Source organism: Clostridium gelidum (assembly GCF_019977655.1).
GTDB lineage: Bacteria > Bacillota > Clostridia > Clostridiales > Clostridiaceae > Clostridium > Clostridium gelidum.
On record NZ_AP024849.1, the window covers coordinates 4,017,961 to 4,035,717 of the forward strand.

19 protein-coding genes are annotated in these 17,757 nt (G+C 28.3%); 2 read left to right on the forward strand and 17 right to left on the reverse strand.

Going from position 1 to position 17,757, the window contains the following annotated elements:
* Positions 1–31 precede the first annotated feature (31 nt).
* From psyc5s11_RS18440 to psyc5s11_RS18455, 4 genes are all read right to left on the reverse strand, one after another.
* Positions 32–1,642 carry an IS1182 family transposase gene (locus psyc5s11_RS18440; RefSeq protein WP_224033946.1) on the reverse strand — a complete coding sequence of 537 codons (1,611 nt, stop codon included), beginning with the start codon at positions 1,640–1,642 and terminating at the stop codon, positions 32–34.
* Positions 1,643–1,946: 304 nt separating this feature from the next.
* The gene (locus psyc5s11_RS18445) at positions 1,947–2,174 is read right to left on the reverse strand and encodes a hypothetical protein (protein ID WP_224033947.1); all 228 of its coding nucleotides are present in this window, start codon (positions 2,172–2,174) and stop codon (positions 1,947–1,949) included.
* A gap of 304 nt (positions 2,175–2,478) precedes the next feature.
* Entirely contained in the window at positions 2,479–2,799 is a 321-nt protein-coding gene (locus psyc5s11_RS18450; protein ID WP_224033948.1) for a hypothetical protein, read from the reverse strand.
* Between the two features lie 209 nt (positions 2,800–3,008).
* Positions 3,009–3,326: a hypothetical protein gene (locus psyc5s11_RS18455; protein ID WP_224033949.1), complete on the reverse strand. Its 318-nt coding sequence runs from the start codon at positions 3,324–3,326 to the stop codon at positions 3,009–3,011.
* Between the two features lie 332 nt (positions 3,327–3,658).
* On the opposite strand from psyc5s11_RS18455, the gene psyc5s11_RS18460 reads away from it, so the two are divergent.
* Both psyc5s11_RS18460 and psyc5s11_RS18465 read left to right on the forward strand, forming a co-directional pair.
* Positions 3,659–4,066, forward strand: coding sequence for a Fur family transcriptional regulator (locus psyc5s11_RS18460; protein WP_224033950.1), 408 nt, complete (start codon positions 3,659–3,661; stop codon positions 4,064–4,066).
* A gap of 141 nt (positions 4,067–4,207) precedes the next feature.
* A complete protein-coding gene (locus tag psyc5s11_RS18465) occupies positions 4,208–5,134 on the forward strand; it encodes a hypothetical protein (protein ID WP_224033951.1) in 927 nt (308 codons plus the stop codon).
* A 225-nt stretch (positions 5,135–5,359) separates the two neighbouring features.
* Here the strand turns inward: psyc5s11_RS18465 and psyc5s11_RS18470 are convergent, their stop codons facing one another.
* The 13 genes from psyc5s11_RS18470 to hisI form a co-directional block, all read right to left on the reverse strand.
* Positions 5,360–5,905, reverse strand: a complete 546-nt coding sequence (locus tag psyc5s11_RS18470) for a hypothetical protein (protein ID WP_224033952.1) — start codon at positions 5,903–5,905, stop codon at positions 5,360–5,362.
* A gap of 115 nt (positions 5,906–6,020) precedes the next feature.
* The gene (locus psyc5s11_RS18475; protein ID WP_224033953.1) at positions 6,021–6,272 is read right to left on the reverse strand and encodes a hypothetical protein; all 252 of its coding nucleotides are present in this window, start codon (positions 6,270–6,272) and stop codon (positions 6,021–6,023) included.
* A gap of 31 nt (positions 6,273–6,303) precedes the next feature.
* Positions 6,304–6,726: a hypothetical protein gene (locus psyc5s11_RS18480; RefSeq protein WP_224033954.1), complete on the reverse strand. Its 423-nt coding sequence runs from the start codon at positions 6,724–6,726 to the stop codon at positions 6,304–6,306.
* A gap of 232 nt (positions 6,727–6,958) precedes the next feature.
* Positions 6,959–7,555, reverse strand: coding sequence for a ribosome biogenesis GTP-binding protein YihA/YsxC (yihA, locus tag psyc5s11_RS18485; RefSeq protein WP_224033955.1), 597 nt, complete (start codon positions 7,553–7,555; stop codon positions 6,959–6,961).
* A complete protein-coding gene (lon, locus tag psyc5s11_RS18490) occupies positions 7,545–9,875 on the reverse strand; it encodes an endopeptidase La (RefSeq protein ID WP_224033956.1) in 2,331 nt (776 codons plus the stop codon). The genes yihA and lon overlap by 11 nt, the downstream gene beginning before the upstream one ends.
* Before the next feature lie 378 nt (positions 9,876–10,253).
* Entirely contained in the window at positions 10,254–11,930 is a 1,677-nt protein-coding gene (gene lonB / locus psyc5s11_RS18495) for an ATP-dependent protease LonB (RefSeq protein ID WP_224033957.1), read from the reverse strand.
* 207 nt (positions 11,931–12,137) lie between these two features.
* Positions 12,138–13,427 carry an ATP-dependent Clp protease ATP-binding subunit ClpX gene (gene clpX, locus psyc5s11_RS18500; RefSeq protein ID WP_224033958.1) on the reverse strand — a complete coding sequence of 430 codons (1,290 nt, stop codon included), beginning with the start codon at positions 13,425–13,427 and terminating at the stop codon, positions 12,138–12,140.
* Positions 13,428–13,467: 40 nt separating this feature from the next.
* Entirely contained in the window at positions 13,468–14,067 is a 600-nt protein-coding gene (gene clpP / locus psyc5s11_RS18505) for an ATP-dependent Clp endopeptidase proteolytic subunit ClpP (protein ID WP_224033959.1), read from the reverse strand.
* Positions 14,068–14,222: 155 nt separating this feature from the next.
* Complete coding sequence (gene tig / locus psyc5s11_RS18510) at positions 14,223–15,506, reverse strand: trigger factor (RefSeq protein ID WP_224033960.1); 1,284 nt, start codon at positions 15,504–15,506, stop codon at positions 14,223–14,225.
* Positions 15,507–15,603: 97 nt separating this feature from the next.
* Complete coding sequence (locus psyc5s11_RS18515) at positions 15,604–16,425, reverse strand: hypothetical protein (protein WP_224033961.1); 822 nt, start codon at positions 16,423–16,425, stop codon at positions 15,604–15,606.
* Between the two features lie 119 nt (positions 16,426–16,544).
* A complete protein-coding gene (locus tag psyc5s11_RS18520; protein WP_224033962.1) occupies positions 16,545–16,739 on the reverse strand; it encodes a hypothetical protein in 195 nt (64 codons plus the stop codon).
* A 189-nt stretch (positions 16,740–16,928) separates the two neighbouring features.
* Entirely contained in the window at positions 16,929–17,255 is a 327-nt protein-coding gene (hisE, locus tag psyc5s11_RS18525) for a phosphoribosyl-ATP diphosphatase (protein WP_224033963.1), read from the reverse strand.
* 136 nt (positions 17,256–17,391) lie between these two features.
* Positions 17,392–17,721, reverse strand: coding sequence for a phosphoribosyl-AMP cyclohydrolase (gene hisI, locus psyc5s11_RS18530; protein ID WP_224033964.1), 330 nt, complete (start codon positions 17,719–17,721; stop codon positions 17,392–17,394).
* Positions 17,722–17,757 lie beyond the last annotated feature (36 nt).

Below are 17,757 nucleotides of genomic sequence, written 5' to 3' on the forward strand. Positions count from 1 at the left end.
CTCAAATAAGCCTACTTATTTTATTCCATAATTAGGCAGTAGATTTTAATTCATGAAGATGATTTTGGGTTCTTTCATTTTGTATTTTTGAATGCAATTTGTTAATGTTGTAGCCAAAACAAAGCAAAATAAATTCAGTTTTAACACTATTTTTTCCACGTGTTAAAAATCTATTGAATTCATAATCACTTTTTAGAACTCCAAATGCTCCTTCGACCTGAATAGATCTGTTCATTCTTAATTTAGTTCCAAATTCAGTTGTGATATTTCTATAAGATATTTCACGCTTTTCCACAAAAGTTTTTGAAACTTGCATCTTTCTATTTCCTTTTGCTTTCGTGCACTTCGATTTATGAGCACAGTTATCACAACTTTCACACTCATAGATAGTAGCCTCTGATTTGTATCCACTGGCGGATTTTCTATTAATAATAGAGGTCGGAATCAACTTTCTACCATTATGGCAAATATATAAATCTGATTCTGCATCATATTTCATGTTTTCACGTTTACTAATATCATTTTTAAAACTTCTTTTTTTCCACTTTTCATAAGTTTGTGGTTTTATATACGGAGTTTGATTGTTAGATTCTAAAAATAAATAGTTCTCCTCACTTTCGTAACCAGAATCTGCAATTACATTAAGATATTTATACCCAATTTTTTCTTGCATATTATTAAGCATAGGTATTAATGTTGCTATATCATTTCTATCATCAAATATTCCGACCCCGGTTACGTATTCACTTTCAACTGCGATTTGTGCATTATATGCAGGTTTCAATTGACCATTTCTCATATGGTCATCTTTCATACGCATAAAAGTTGCATCTGTATCAGTTTTAGAATAACTATTTCTTTTTGATAATATGTTTTTACTGAAATTATATTTTTCTTGTCTTTCTTTATATTCAAATAGTTGCTCTATCCATTTCTGAATTGCAGTTTTTCTTTTACCAATACCGTGAACAAACTCTATGTTTCTTTTGTCTTTTTCATATAAAAGCCATTCGAGAATTTTATCAATATCATATATCAATGTTTCTTTTTTAACAATAAAGTCTCTCGATTCTTCAAGATTGATATTTTCAGCAAGAGTAAGAATCTTATCAAACATTTTTTCCTCATTTTTATAAATGGATTTCTTCCAAACAAAAGTATAACGATTGGCATTCGCTTCGATTTTAGTACCATCAATAAATACATTTTCAAATAATATTTCCTTTTGAGCTGCTAGATATTTAACTTGTTGATAAAATAAATCTTCAATTACTTCATTTGAAAGATATTCTTTACGGAATCTACTAATGGTAGCATGATCAGGTGCTTTATAACCTTGAAGTAGCCACTTGAAATTTATATCTCTTTTGCATGCTTTCTCTATTTTTCTACTAGAATAAACATTTTGAGAATAAGCATACGATACTATTTTGAACATGATTTTTGGTTCCACTGCCGGTTTTCTTCCAACGGAAGAGTACGCCTGATACAACTTTGTATAATTTAATCCCTCCAATATATGGCTTAGCAAGCGGACTGAATCATCTTCTGGTATTAAGTTTTCTAAATTTAATGGTAATATAAGTTGATAATTATCATTAAATTGATTATAATTTTTATTGTATAATTTGGTTTTTAACATAATTTAATTATACTAAAAATGTGAATTCTTTTGAATTCACATTTTTTATTTTTTTATAAAAAAATGAGCTGCCACAAAACTAACTACGTTAGTTTTGCAACAGCCCCTTTCTCTTTAGAGCTTTTATATTTGGGTAGCAGAACTTTCTCTTTGAGCATTTTACATTTGGTTATTCGAACTTAGTTAACTATATTTGGTGTGAATCACGTGCTCAGCTAAGGTCTGTGAGTCGAGTTTCCTTTATACATAAAGAAATTAATAGAGATTAGAATATACCATGTATTCTAATCTCTATTAACTGTTTTTAGTAGTTACTATTTGAAACTTTCTCATCTTCGTACATAGATAAATTAAGGAAACTATAATCTTCTTTTATAATATCACTAAAATTTATACTACTTGCATCTGTGCACTGTTGAAAAATACAATGTTCACCATTTTTTCCTTCTGATGATTCCACAATTAGCATAGGACATTCCTCATAACATTGAACCTTTTCTCTTACTGTTGACCAAAATGGACACCTACTCATAAAACCCGCCATCCTTTTCATATCTCTCATAATTCATAAAATGATTCTTAGCTTCAGATAGAGTTCTCATAGTACCTAAAGTTTAGAAGAATTTATCTGCAAGGTTGTGTAGCCGTTAGCTACTACTCAAATGAGTAGTAGCATTACTAATACTAACCTTAAGATAAGCATCTCAATTTATTAACCCATTATATTACATATATTACAGAAAGTAAAGATTTTATAATAATTATTGTGAAATTTCAAAAAAATAAAAGAGTTCCTTAAATTAAAGTTACTCTTTCTTAACATGTCCTAATTATCTTTAATAATTGTTTTTAAAAACAGAAATATTTATTAATTCATTTTGAAAAGCTCTAAGTAATGCTTTTTCTAAAACTTTCTCTTTATCAAAATTTTCTATATCCTTACATTCTGAAAAGACTTTATTTTTTTGACCATTAGCATTTTTATAAGTTAGTGTTACATTAGGCTTATCATATTCCACTTCTAATATCTTTATTCCCCAAGATATTTGAGCAAAATCACCTTCAACTGTTAATTGTGTAAGTTCCTTTAGTTTAGCATTGTCTTTATTTGGATCATTTACTAGTATTAATTCATCTCCAACTTTATATTTTCCCACAAAAATATGCCTCCTTATTGTTTCTATTTGTGTTTTTATTATACACTATGTACTTTAAAGTCTGTAATAAAAATTATTATCTTTTTCATGAAATTGCTAACATATTAATGTTATTTATATAATATGTTAATAATTTAACATTCATGTCTTAACTTTAGTTTAACATATATTGTATTAAAATACAATATCCTTATTACAACTTAACATTTTCAATTGTTTTTTAACACAGAAATATTTATGAGTTCATTTTGAAAAGCTCTAAGTAATGCTTTTTCCAAAACCTTTTCTTTGTCAAAGTTTTCTATATCCTTACATTCTGAAAAGACTTTATTTTTTTCACCTTTAATGTTTTTATTAGTTAATGTTATATTTGGCTCATTATATTCTACATCTAATATCTTTATTCCCAAAGATATCTGAGCAAAACCATCCTCAACACTTAATTTTGTTAGTTCTTTTAACTTAGTAATGTCTTCATTTGGATCATTTACTATTATAAGTTCATCTCCAACTTTATACTTCCCCACAAAAATACGCCCCCTTAGTTTTTATGTATTTTTATCATAGGCTACTATCTAATTTGAAGTCTGTAATAAAAATTAATATTTCTTCATTTAAATTGTAATTACTTAGATACTACTATACTTCAGCTAGTATGTTAATTAATTAACATACTAGCTTTTGTTTATATTTTAACAGACTTTTGTTTACTATACAATATATTTTTATTAAAAGTAGAAAAATTTTTAATATCAAAGATAATAATTATCATCAAATAACATTAATTAATTTCATTGACTACTTATTTATATTTATGTTATAATTTGTAGATAAATCATTATAAGTGAGGTATTTCAAAATGGATATAATAGCTCCAATTTTCAAAGAAAAAAAACTAAAATTAACCCCTCAAAGACTTGCAGTATATAATTATCTGCTTAATACAACTTCCCATCCATCAGCAGATATTATTTATACAGACATTCACATTCAATATCCAACTATGAGCTTAGCTACAGTTTACAAAGCATTAAAAACCTTAGTAGATGTAGGTTTGATTCAAGAGATAAACGTTGGTGAAGGTAATTTTAGATATGATGGAAACTCTTTATCGCATCCTCATGTGCAATGTTTAGGCTGTGGCAAAGTTGATGATTTTAAAGATTTATCTCTAGATAATCTCAATTCCTCAGCAGATGAACATACTGATTATAAAATTATCTCCAATAAAGTTTATTTTTATGGCTATTGTCCTGATTGTCAATAAATAATATATTAAAACTATAACTTTAAATAAGTGTATTTTTTAGTGCATGGTTATTTAAAGTTATAGTTTTTTTATTTCATCACTACTATATGATTAATATGCACCTAACTATTAACATATAATTTAGTGAGGTGATACATAATGAAAATGTTAATATTAAAGAAAAAAACTTTAGTAAATATAACCTTTAGTATAGGATTACTCTTTTCAATTATAACTCTCATTTATTTCTTCTCCAATAAATTCAAATCCATTGAAACCATTTCACCAATAAATATTTCTCAAAATAATCAATTTGACTTAACTGGTGATAGTAAAAAGGATATATTACAAATATTACATTCCCAAGATAAAATTGATTTCATTGTAAATTGCTCACATGACAATTTCTATCTTTCTAATCAAATTGATGATAAAATCCTTTTTACTCCTAATAACCACTTAGAACCAAAAATTTTTCTTAATGATATCTCTAGAGATAATATCCCTGAAATAATAATTCAAGGTTCAAAAAATAATAAAAGTATTTCTTATGTATTTCATTGGAATAAAAAGAATTTCGATTTGATTTTTTCAAGTACTAATAACATTTTTGGTATACTAGATTGCAAAAATTCAAGAACTCCTAAGTGTTATTCAATCTCATCTTCTGAAGGCTTTACTTCATTGAATAGTTTTATGCTCATTAATGATGCTCCTTTAGATACTAGTAAAGATAATTTAGCTCTTCCATCATTAGATTCTGTAATACACTTTATAGACCTAATTCAAATTCCTTATGTACTTGATGATATTCCCGATATTTTTACCTCTTCAATTGATAAAGAGAATTTATCTTTACTTTGGAATTTAGATAAAGACAATTATTCTTATTCTTTTCAAAATGCTTTTTTTTATGATTATAAATGGACTGACTCTGGAGAACCATCCTCTATAAGATGGCGATTATCTTTTGAAAAAAATAAACTTAAAGGTGAAGAAAATGATAAAACTGAATTAATATTATTGCTCGATTTAGAAAAAGATGCTTCTTCTTATAAAATTAATGTTATACAAAAAATTAAATAAGGCACATTAAAGAAATTGACAAATCAATGATGCAATATATAATATAAAATCTGCTTACCTGCAAAACTGTATTGGTTACAATTTTAAAGGCCGCATAATGCGGCCTAAAGGGGGATGAGGGGTTACTCAATGAATTAAAACTTGTAATTCATTAAGTTTGTAAAAGAATATTTTCTCTATTACATTAATATTATTGACATGTTTTCCTTTTGTATACATACTTTTTTAAATATCTTTAAATTCTCCACTTTTATATGCTTCTATAATTTTATCTATGAACTGTATTCTATCAGGATGAACATAACTCTTTAATGCCATTAGAAAATTTAAATTTTCATCATTATCACTAACATTTATATCATTTGTACTCTTTTTATAATTTTTCTCAACATTTGAACTTGTATTATTTTTAGAACTAGTATTATTGTTAGTATGTGCTTTCATACTGCGACTAGTATTTGAATTCATATTTTTATTAATATCATTATTTGTGTTATTCATATTTCCTTTTAAAAAATTATTATCTAAATTCAATCCCATCATTTTAGCTAACGAACCTATATTCCCCAAATTAAATCCATTTGTATTCAATGAAGATAACATATTACCCATATTTCCCATATCAAAGTTTCCACCTAATAGTCCCATTAATTGCATAGGATCTATGCCAAAAGGAATACTTTTGTTATTACTATTATTAGTATTATTAGCATTATTAGTATTGCTATCATTTATTTTTGAATCTTGTTGCCTATGTTTATGCTTAGCCATTTTTTAATCCTCTCACTTATAATTTGCCTCATTTCAATATATGTTTGTATATGTAAAAATGTTTATATTTTTAAGCATTTTTTTAGAGGGCTTATAAAGCCCTCTATCAACTATCCTAACAGCAACAATTAGATTCTTGATTTCCAGAACCTAAAAATTTAGAAAAACTTCCGCCACATAATAGGAATAGTAAAATAATTAAATATGATTTATTACAATTTAACAATCCTGATCCACATGCTATTAGTAGAAATAGGATTGGTGTACAGCCACCGCCTCCGAATAGTCCAGAACTACTAGACATTGAATCGTGACAACAGCAATCATCATGTTTCTTTTCGCAACAACATTTATTCTTCTTAGACATATTTATCTCTCCTTCCTAAAAATTCTGGATACTAACAACAAGTTCCACAGCCAATTGGTGATCCGCCTCCGAATCCACCTAAACCAGATTTTCCACCACTATTGCAAAGGAATAATATTACTAACAAGAACAAGTATGATGAACAGTTGCTTAGCATTCCACCACCATAGCTTCCTTTGTTACAACAGCAATTATCTTTCTTTTCATGACAGCAACACTCATTACCGCCTCTTCCATAATTACCTTTTCCACAACCACAATAAAACAAAATTAATAAGATCCAAATCCAGCTTCCAAATCCGCATCCACCAGTAGCTCCTTGTCCAAAACCTCCTGGAAAACATCCACTTCCTGATCCTCCGAAGCTTGGTCCACAACTACAACTGTCAGACATTGAATCAGAACAATCATCATCGCATGAATTTAAACCATTTAGGATATCATTCATCTCCATATTTATTCCTCCTTGGAAATATTTTTTTCTTTTTTATATTATATATTATTCGCATTCAGAATTTTTGACACATTTATTATAACTAGATTACAAATATAATTTTAGGAATATAAAAGTACCCCCTACAAATTTCAAAATTTGAGGGGGTACCTTATATTACTTTTAATATATTGACGTTTAAGTAAAATAAATCATAAGGAATTATTAATATTAAATTATATTTTTATATGATTTAATCTAAATCAGTTGCAAATTCTAAGAAAAGATTATTAATAAGCTCATCGCTTCCATTTCTATTTAAAGATGAAAAAAAGTATAACTTGTCCTCTGTACTTAATTTTAATGTTTCTTTTATTACATTTTCACTCTTTTTCAGCTCATTTTTTGTAAGCTTATCACTTTTAGTTGCAACAATAACAACATTATATCCAAAATGCTTAAACCATTCATTCATAATTATATCGTCGCCTGTTGGTTTATGTCTTGAATCTACAAGTAAAACAACTCTCTTCAATTGTTCTCTATCTGTTAAATATGTCTCAACGGTTTTTCCCCAACTGCCTTTTTCTGATTTTGATACCTTTGCATATCCATATCCAGGTAAATCAACTAAATAAAAATCATTATTTATAAGAAAAAAGTTAACTAATCTTGTTTTTCCTGGAGTTTGACTAACTTTTGCTAATTTTTTTCTGTTTGTTAATGAATTTATTATTGAACTTTTTCCTACATTAGATCTTCCAACAAAAGCAACTTCCACTCTATTATCTAAGGGATATTGTTCTCTTTTTACTGCTGAGGTAATAAATTCTGATTGTTTAATTCTCATTTGTATCCTCTCCAATTAACGCATTTTTTAATACCTCATTTACTTCTTTAGCAGAAATAATATTCAAACTATTCCTAATTGAATTTGGTATCTTTTCTATATCTTTCTCATTATCCTTTGGAATTATTATAGTATCTACTCCAGCTCTAAATGCAGCTAAAGATTTTTCCTTCAATCCTCCGATAGGAAGTACTCTTCCTGTCAATGTAACTTCTCCTGTCATAGCTACATTATGTTTAACCTTTTTACCTGATAGTGCAGATACAAGTGCCGTTACCATTGTAACACCTGCTGATGGACCATCTTTGGATACTGCACCTTCTGGTGCATGTATGTGAATATCTTTTTCTTTATAAAAAGCTTCATCAATTCCAAATTTAGCAGCATTAGCTCTAACATAACTATAAGCCGTCTTTGCAGATTCTTGCATAACTTGCCCAAGCTTACCTGTAAGCTCTAATTTGCCCGTACCTGCCATAACCATAGCTTCTATAGGAAGAGTATCTCCACCATAGGCTGTCCATGCCATTCCCGTTACTACGCCAACCTTGTCTACCTTATCAATTTTATCAAAGTCAAAAATTCTCTTACCTAATAAGGCTTCAATTTTATCATTAGTTATATTAAATTCCTTTTCTCCTTGCTTTAACATTTCGGCTAATGCTTTTCTTATAAGTGAACTTAACTTTCTTTCTAATCCACGCACTCCAGATTCTCTTGTATATCCTTCTATAACTTCTCTAATAGCAGAATCCTCTATTTTAATCTTATCAGTTGGCATATCTAATTCTTTAAATAGCTTAGTTACCAAATGATTTTTAGCTATATTAAACTTTTCTTCATAAGTATAGCCAGATACCTCAATAATTTCCATTCTATCTAAAAGTGGTCTTGGTATAGTTTCTAGCGTATTTGCAGTTGCTATAAATAAAACCTTTGATAGGTTCATTGGTACTTCCAAGTAACTATCTCTGAAATCCTTATTTTGTTCACTATCCAATATTTCTAATAGCGCATCAGATGGATCACCCTTATAATTCGAGTTAACTTTATCTATTTCATCAAAAAGCATAAGTGGATTCATAGATTTTGCTTCCTTCATTGCATAAACAATTCTTCCTGGAATAGCACCAACATAAGTCTTCCTATGTCCTCTAATTTCAGCTTCATCTTTCATTCCACCAAGAGATATTCTCGTATAGTTTCTATTAATGGCATGAGCTATAGATTTTGCTATAGATGTTTTTCCGACACCAGGAGGACCAACTAAACATAAAATTGGACCCTTTTGAGATTTACTAAATTGCTTTACAGCTAAATACTCTATAATTCTGTCCTTAACATCTTCTAGCCCATAATGCTCATCATCTAAAATTTTCCTCGCTTTATTAACATCAATGCTTTCCTTGGTATGCTTGCTCCAAGAAATGTCTAATACCCAATCTAAATAGGCTTTAATAACATTCCCTTCAGACGATGTAGCACTCATATTTTTCAGTCTTGATAATTCATAACTAACCTTATCTTTAACTTCCTTAATAAGCTTTGCTTTCTCAATTCTATCTTCATATTTTGCTATTTCTTTCTTTTCTTCATCATCCTCGCCTAATTCCTCTTGAATTGCCTTTATCTGTTCTCTTAAATAATAGTCATTTTGTTCCTTTGCAACAGTGTTCTTTACTTTATTTGCAATCTTTTTTTGTATCTTAGCTATAGAGATTTCTATTTTAATTCTTTCTAAAACTTTCTCTATTCTTTTTTTCAGGTCAACAGTTTCTAATATCTCTTGCTTTAACTTTTCTTCAGTAATCGAAAACGAAGCCACCATATCTACAAATTTACTTGGTTCTTCTGAGAAATTTATTAGTTTAATAATTTCTTCATAATTTTCCTCACTAAGCTTCAATAATTTTATAAATTCTTTATCTAAATAGTTAATATAAGCATCTATTTCTTCATTCTTAACTACTTTATTACCTAATTTTTGTACTGAAACCTTTATATAGTCTGCTTCATCCTCTATATACTTAACTATTTCTCCTCGTTCTTGACCTTCTACGAGAACTCTAATAGTATTATCTGACATTTTCAATATTTGCTTTATTTTGCATATAGTTCCAATTGAATAAAGTTCATCTTGATTTGGTTCTTCTACCACAGAATTTTTTTGACCTACAAGAAAAATTTCTTGTCCATCTAACATAGCTTGTTCAATTGCTGCTGTAGATTTTTCTCTTCCCACATCAAAATGTACCACTACATTAGGAAAAACAGTTAATCCTCTTAAAGGAATTAGTGGAATTATATATGACTTTTTCATTTTACTATTTCCCCCCATATCATAATCACATTATCTTATTTGAATGTGCCCTATCTAGTATACACATAATAAATAATTTTTTCAATGATTCTTCATATAAAAAACTTGTTATTATAACATAGTTTTTACAATTTAAGCAAATTAAAACCATTTTTACTTTAAAACTTATTAGAATAGGTTTTTATTAATCAATTACAATAGATAAACTAAGTTTTTTAGTTTATCTATTGTAACATATATATATTAATATTAAAAAGAAAAGGTGTGAAATAAAAATCCAAATAGACAATTACTTTCAAATTATGCATTGTTCATTTAATATATGTTTTCTAATCATTTCAAAGTCTAATCTAATTTACTAATTTTTAAACAATCCCTTTAATTTTTTAAAATGTTATTACCTTCAGCTGATAATATCTCTCTATCATTTTCACTAATAACATTATTATCTTCTATAGCAACTTTAATCACTTCTCTGATGTTTGTTACTGGAACTATATTTATTTCACATATATCATTTAGTGACTCATCATAATTTTCTTCTGGAATAATAACTATTTGTGAGCCACCTTTAAAAGCTGCCGATATCTTTGCTTTCACCCCACCTATAGCTTTTACAGATCCGAGTATACTTATTTCTCCAGTCATAGCAACAAGCCTATTTACTTTTTGTTTAGTTATTGCACTATATATAGCTGTTGCAATGCTTATTCCTGCTGACGGTCCATCAACAGGCATCCCCCCTGGTATATTTACATGTATATCATATTTATCAGTACATAAGTCAAATACATTATCCAAAGCAGTTAATACGTTTTGTACTGATGAGAAAGCTGTACTTTTCATTTTAATTTTCTTATTATTATTAGTTATTTCTTCAGCTTCAACTATTCCTGTTATTTTAAGTTCTCCTCTTCTTTCATTAACTTTTTTGCAGCTAACTTCAAGAGGCATTAACATTCCTATATTGGCACCATATACTGCTAATCCATTAACAACTCCGATTTTTGATTTAGATGGAATTTTATTGGATATTATCTTATTATATTGACCATTCTCTAATACCCACTTAATATCTTCCAATGTTATTTCTTTTCTATCTTCATTAATTGCAATACCAGAAGCTAGTTGTATTAAATTTATTACTTCTCTACCATTAGTACAATACTTACTTACTTCTTCAACACCATCTTGTATAATTTTTAATCCAACCTTTCTAACAGAATTTATAGCAATAATCTTTATTTCTTCAGGCAATAAAGCTCTAAAAAATATTTCAACACACCTTGATCTTATGGCTGGTATTATATCTTGTGGAGATTTCGTTGTAGCTCCTATTAGCCTAAAATCTGCCGGAAGTCCATTGTCAAATATTTCCTTTATGTATTTAGGCATATTACTATCTTCAGAGCTATAATATGAGCTATCCAAAAATACTTTTCTATCTTCTAATACTTTTAAAAGTTTATTTAATTCAATTGGATGGAGTTCACCAATTTCATCTAGAAATAAGAGACCTCCGTGAGCTTTAGTAACCGCACCTGCTTTAGGCTGAGGAATTCCTGCTATCCCAAGTGAACCTGCTCCTTGATATATTGGATCATGCACAGATCCTATAAGTGGATCAGCAATTCCTCTTTCATCAAATCTTAAAGTAGTTGCATCTAATTCAACAAATTTTGATTTTTCTGCAAAAGGTGATAATTTTGATTTTCTAGCTTCTTCTAATACTAACCTCGCGGCTGCTGTTTTACCTACTCCTGGTGGTCCATAAATAATAACGTGCTGTGGATTTGGACCACATAATGCAGCTTTTAATGCTTTTATACCTTTTTCTTGACCTATTATTTCTTCAAAAGCTTTTGGTCTACTCTTTTCTGCTAAAGGTTCTGTTAAACTTATTTCCCTGAGTTTATTCAACTTATTTAATTCTTTTGTATTTTCTCTATCAATTACAATATTCTTGCTTTTTTGTGGTTTATTCATTGAATTAAACATTACATAAACCATGAGAATTAAAACTAGTATTTGCAAAATCACTAATACATTCGTCATATTATTGAAATATATTTACAAGTAATAATATATTAAGTACTTATTCAAAATTTTATTTTTATTATTGTAAATATACTCTTCCTCCTTCTACTTTTAGTATTACTATTATTTGCTTATGATTACAAATTTATTCTCAATTCATAAAAAAATAAAAAAAAATAACAAGTCATATGTTTGACTTGTTATTTTCTTTCATCTGCTAATAATCTAAGCAGTTTCTATATCCTTTTTCACTCTAGCTTTTACTAAAGTAGGTCTAATCTTTCCATCTTCCAATCTTTCAATTGTAGGTTCTTTCTTCTCTTTAATAGCTTCTTCAGTTATTATAACCTTAGTTATTGTCTTATCAGAAGGTATCTCATACATTACTTCATTCATTATATCTTCTATGATAGCTCTTAATCCTCTAGCTCCTGTTTGTCTAGTAATAGCTTCTTCTGCTATTGCAACTAAAGATTTTTCATTAAAGTCTAACTTAACATCATCTAGCTCAAATAACTTCTTATATTGTTTTACAAGAGCATTTTTTGGTTCAGTTAAAATTTTAATTAAAGCATCTTGATCTAAAGATTCTAATGTAACAAGTATTGGAAGTCTTCCAACGAATTCTGGAATTAAACCAAATTTTAATAAATCGGCTGGCATAATTTCCTTAAGCAAGCTTCCAATATCTTTTTCATGTTTAGACTTAATTTGTGCTCCAAATCCCATAGAACTCTTTGTTGTTCTATTTTCAATTATTTTATCAACTCCATCAAAGGCTCCACCACAAATAAATAATATATTAGATGTATTTATTTGGATAAATTCTTGATGTGGATGTTTTCTTCCACCTTGTGGTGGAACCGATGCAACAGTTCCCTCTAATATTTTTAGTAGAGCTTGTTGTACACCTTCTCCTGATACATCACGAGTAATAGATGGATTTTCAGATTTTCTTGCAATCTTATCTATTTCATCTATATAAATTATTCCTCTTTCAGCTTTTTCTACATCATAATCTGCATTTTGAATTAATTTAAGAAGAATATTTTCAACATCTTCACCAACATACCCTGCTTCTGTTAATGTTGTTGCATCAGCTATTGCAAAAGGTACATTTAAGAATTTTGCTAAAGTTTGAGCAAGTAATGTCTTACCTGAACCAGTTGGTCCGAGTAGTAAAATATTACTTTTAGACAATTCAACGTCTATATCTTCCTTATTTGTATTAATTCTTTTATAATGATTATATACTGCTACTGATAAAGATTTTTTTGCTCTTTCTTGCCCAATAACATAAGAATCTAAATATTCTTTAATTTCACTTGGTTTTGGGATACTTTTTGGATCAAAGTCAACAGTTTCTTGGAATTCATCTGCTATAATTTCAGAACATAAATCAATACACTCATCACAAATATATACTCCTGGGCCTGCAATTAATCTTTTCACTTGTTCTTGAGTTTTACCACAGAATGAACACTTCAACTGTTTCTTTTCATCATATTTAGCCATATACTCACCTCACTTAAAACGTATAGATTAAAATTTTATTTTATTTTTTCTTTTCTATTTTGTGTGTTGCTATTACTTCATCTACTAAACCATAAGCTTTAGCTTCATCTGCACTCATGAAATTATCTCTTTCAACATCAGCATTTATCATTTCTATAGGATTACCAGTAACTTCACTATATATTCTATTAAATTTTTCTTTCATCTTTAATATTCTTTTAGCATGGATTTGAATATCAGTTGCTTGACCTTGAAATCCACCTAATGGCTGATGTATCATCACTTCAGCATTTGGAAGAGCAGATCTCTTTCCTTTAGTGCCAGCCATTAATAAAAATGATGCCATAGAAGCTGCCATACCAATACATATTGTTGATACGTCACATTTAATATATTGCATAGTATCATAAATTGCCATTCCTGAAGTTATTGATCCACCTGGACTATTTATATATAAATAAATATCCTTATCTGGATCTTCACTTTCTAAAAATATTAACTGCGCTACTATTAAATTAGCAGTATCATCATTTATTTCTCCACTTAACATAATTATTCTATCTTTTAACAGTCTTGAAAATATATCATAGGAACGTTCTCCCCTACTTGTTTGTTCTACAACCATTGGTACTAAACTCATGTCAATCCTCCCTTTTGCTATTATATTTTTATCTAACTTTAATTATATATTCTTTTAGTTAGTTTGTTAATTATTATTTGAATAAATTGCCAGAAAAATTTTTTCTGGCAATTTATTAATTCATATGCTTATTTTATATTATATCTCAAAATAAATTATTTGCAATTTTCTTTTATAAATTTAAGAGTATTTTCCATTATTATGTCTTTTTCAATCATAGCTTTTTGAGACTTAGCTAAAATTTTAGCCATTTTTTCTGGATCTTTAGGTCCATATATTTTTCCAAGTTCTAAAGCTCTTGCATTTAACTCGTCTTCAGTAGCTTTAATTTCTTCTGCCTTAGAAACTGCTTCAAGAACTAAATCAGCTTTAACTTTTCTTTCTGCATTTTCTTTCATGAACTCTCTCATTTTTTCAGTTGTATTTCCTGTAAACTCCATATATTGATCTAAGCTTAATCCTTGATATTTTAATCTTCCTTCAAGGTCTTTCATCATATCATCAATTTCTTTGCTTACCATAACTTCTGGAATATCCATTTTTGAATTTTCAATTACTGCAGTAATAACAGCTTCTTCAAATTCTCTTTCAGATTTTTCATCATTATTCTTTACTAATGTATTTTTAAGATTTTCTTTCAATTCTTCAAATGAATCAACTGCTGAAACATCTTTAGCAAATTCATCATCTAATTCTGGTAATTCTTTAACTTTAATTGACTTGATTTCAACTTCAAACATTGCTGGTTTACCATTTAAGTCTTCTTTTCCATAACCTTCTGGGAAAGAAACGTTAACTTCTTTCTTTTCACCTACTGCTAAACCAATTAATTGATCTTCAAAGTTATCAATGAAAGTTCCTGAACCTATTTCTAAAGAATAATCGCTTCCTTCTCCGCCATCAAAAAGAGCTCCGTCTATGTATCCTTTAAAGTCTATAATAGCTATATCTCCTTTAGCTACATTTCCTTCTTTTTTAACTTCTACTCTAGCATTCTTTTCTTGCATTTCTGCAATTTGCTTTTCTACTTCGCCGTCTTCAACTTCATATACAGCTTTCTTTACATCTAATCCTTTATATTCTCCAAGTTCTATTTCTGGATAAGTAGTAACTATTGCAGTATAAACTAATTCTTTACCTTCCCCAAGTTCTACTATATCGATTTGTGGATAATCTACCGGTCTGATATTTTCATCATTTAATGCTGCTGGATATGATTCATCAATTGCAAAGTTAACAGCATCATCGTAGAATGCTTCCACTCCATAGAATTTCTTAACCATTGCCATTGGAACTTTACCTTTTCTAAATCCTGGTATGTCATATCTGATCTTGTTTTTATTATAAGCCTTAGTTAATGCTGCATCAAATTTTTCAGCTTCAACCCTTATTTCTAATTTTATTACATTCGTTTCTATCTTTTCCACTTTAGCCTTCATTTATTCTTTCCTCCTAAAATAGTGTTCATCTTTAATTTAACTAGGTTATTATACCATAAACCTCTAAATCTTATCAAATAATTTATTAATATTATATTTATTGAATACAATTCCCGTTTACATCCATATAATAAACCTTGCCATCAATCGTGATTTTTAATCCTTTTTCTTCCTTTTCTCCAACAGTTATGCTTGCTCCAGCCAAGTTCCAAAGCACCTTATCTTCACCAGTTTGAATATCAGTCCACCATAAATATTGTTTAAGAACTGCATTTCCAAAGTATGGTCTATTGCTCACAAAAATTATTTTTTCTTCACTAATAAATCTTGGAGTTACATTCCATAAATATTGTGGTGTTTCTTTCATTGTAGCTTCTTTTGTAAAAACCCCTCCACTACTAGAAATATATTGTTCCTTGGATATTATTTTAGTAGTTCCATCAACATTATATAAAGTAATTACTGAATTAGTATCTGTTACAATCATTTGTTTGCCTGATGGACTAACATTGAAGCTTACACCACTATCCGTAGTATTCAAAGTTTTAAATACTTTTCCACCATTATTATCATCTACATAAATTGCTTTTGCAATACTTCCACTAAATAAAGTAATATCAATTGATTCTTCTAGAGGTTTTTTTGGTTCTTCTTTTATTGATTTCTCATCTACAGTTTCTTCTTGATTTGTTATTTTTTCTTTTGTTTTTTCAGTTTGTTCTGAAATATTAGTAGTATCACTATCAATCCAAGCTTGTATATTCCCCTTAATGTTCCTGTAATCTATGGGGTTACATACAACTTTAATTATTAGTACAGATATTACCAATACTATAGCCAAAGAAATTATTAAAATATTTCTTCTTCTTCTCTTCATTTTCTTTTCATATTCTCTACTAAAAATACTTGGCTTTCCCAAATATGGCCCCCTCCAAATCTTTTTAATTTATTTTTATAACAAACATATTTATTATATATTATTCTTTTCCTTAAATCTACATTTTTTTATAATCAATTTAAATTTTGACTACAATAATATTATTTTTTGCAACTATTTCTATCCTTACAGCCAGTGCATTTATTTTTATCCTTTTCTTCTTTCAAGCAACATCCACCACACTTAAGTAATCCTTCATCTTTCAATTCTCCTAATGTTAGCTTACAAATATTTTCTGAATATTCTTCATAATCTATAGTATTTTTTAATAATTCTTCTTTATAAATTTTGATCATTATTTTTCTCCTATACATAAATCCTATTTTTTCTATTAATTATAAGCTTTTTGAATATACTTAAATTATTATAATGTGAAAATTTAGTATTACAATTCAAAATAGCCTTCTTGATTAGTTATTATATCACATCAAGAAAGCTATTCACTTAAATTTTAAAATTTCTTTTAAATAATTTATATATATTTATTAAACATTTGTTACTGGTTTTCTTTCACCTTTGAAGTTATTAATTTTATTTTTTCTCTTTCCAAGCTCTTCCGAAACTTCTTCAATTGAAATCTCCATTTGAGCCATTAAAACAAGTACATGATACGCAAGATCACAAATTTCATTAATTTGTTCTTCTTTATTATCTTCCTTACAACTTATTATAACTTCTGTACATTCTTCTCCAACTTTTTTTAATATTTTATCTGTTCCTTTTTCAAATAGATACCTTGTATAAGATCCTTCTTCTCCTTCAGTCTTTCTTTTTAAAATAACATCATATAAAGCACTTATATTTTCATCCATTTTTTAATCCTCCAATTTTATTCAGTTAAGAGTTAGCAATTAAGCGTTGTGGTTGAAATGTCTTCAACATTTCTAAATAATAATATTTTCTCAAATTTCAGAGAAATTTATTCAACAATTGTTAATTGTTAATTGATTATAAATCTCTATAAAAACAGCTATTTTTCCCTGTATGGCATGCTGCTCCTGTTTGCTCTACAAGTATTAAAATTGTATCATTATCACAATCTATCTTTATTTCTTTAACATATTGAAAATGACCAGACGTTGCACCTTTATTCCAAAGCTCATTTCTGCTTCTGCTATAAAACCAAGTGGTATCTCCTTCTAACGTCTTCTTTAAACTTTCTTTTGACATATATGCAAGCATCAACACATCTTTAGTTACATAATCTTGAACTATAGTTGGTACTAACCCGTTACACTTTTCAAAATCAACTTGCTCTACTCTTTCACAATTTTCCATATATAATCCCTCTTCCCAAGTCGTTAATTTCTCTAA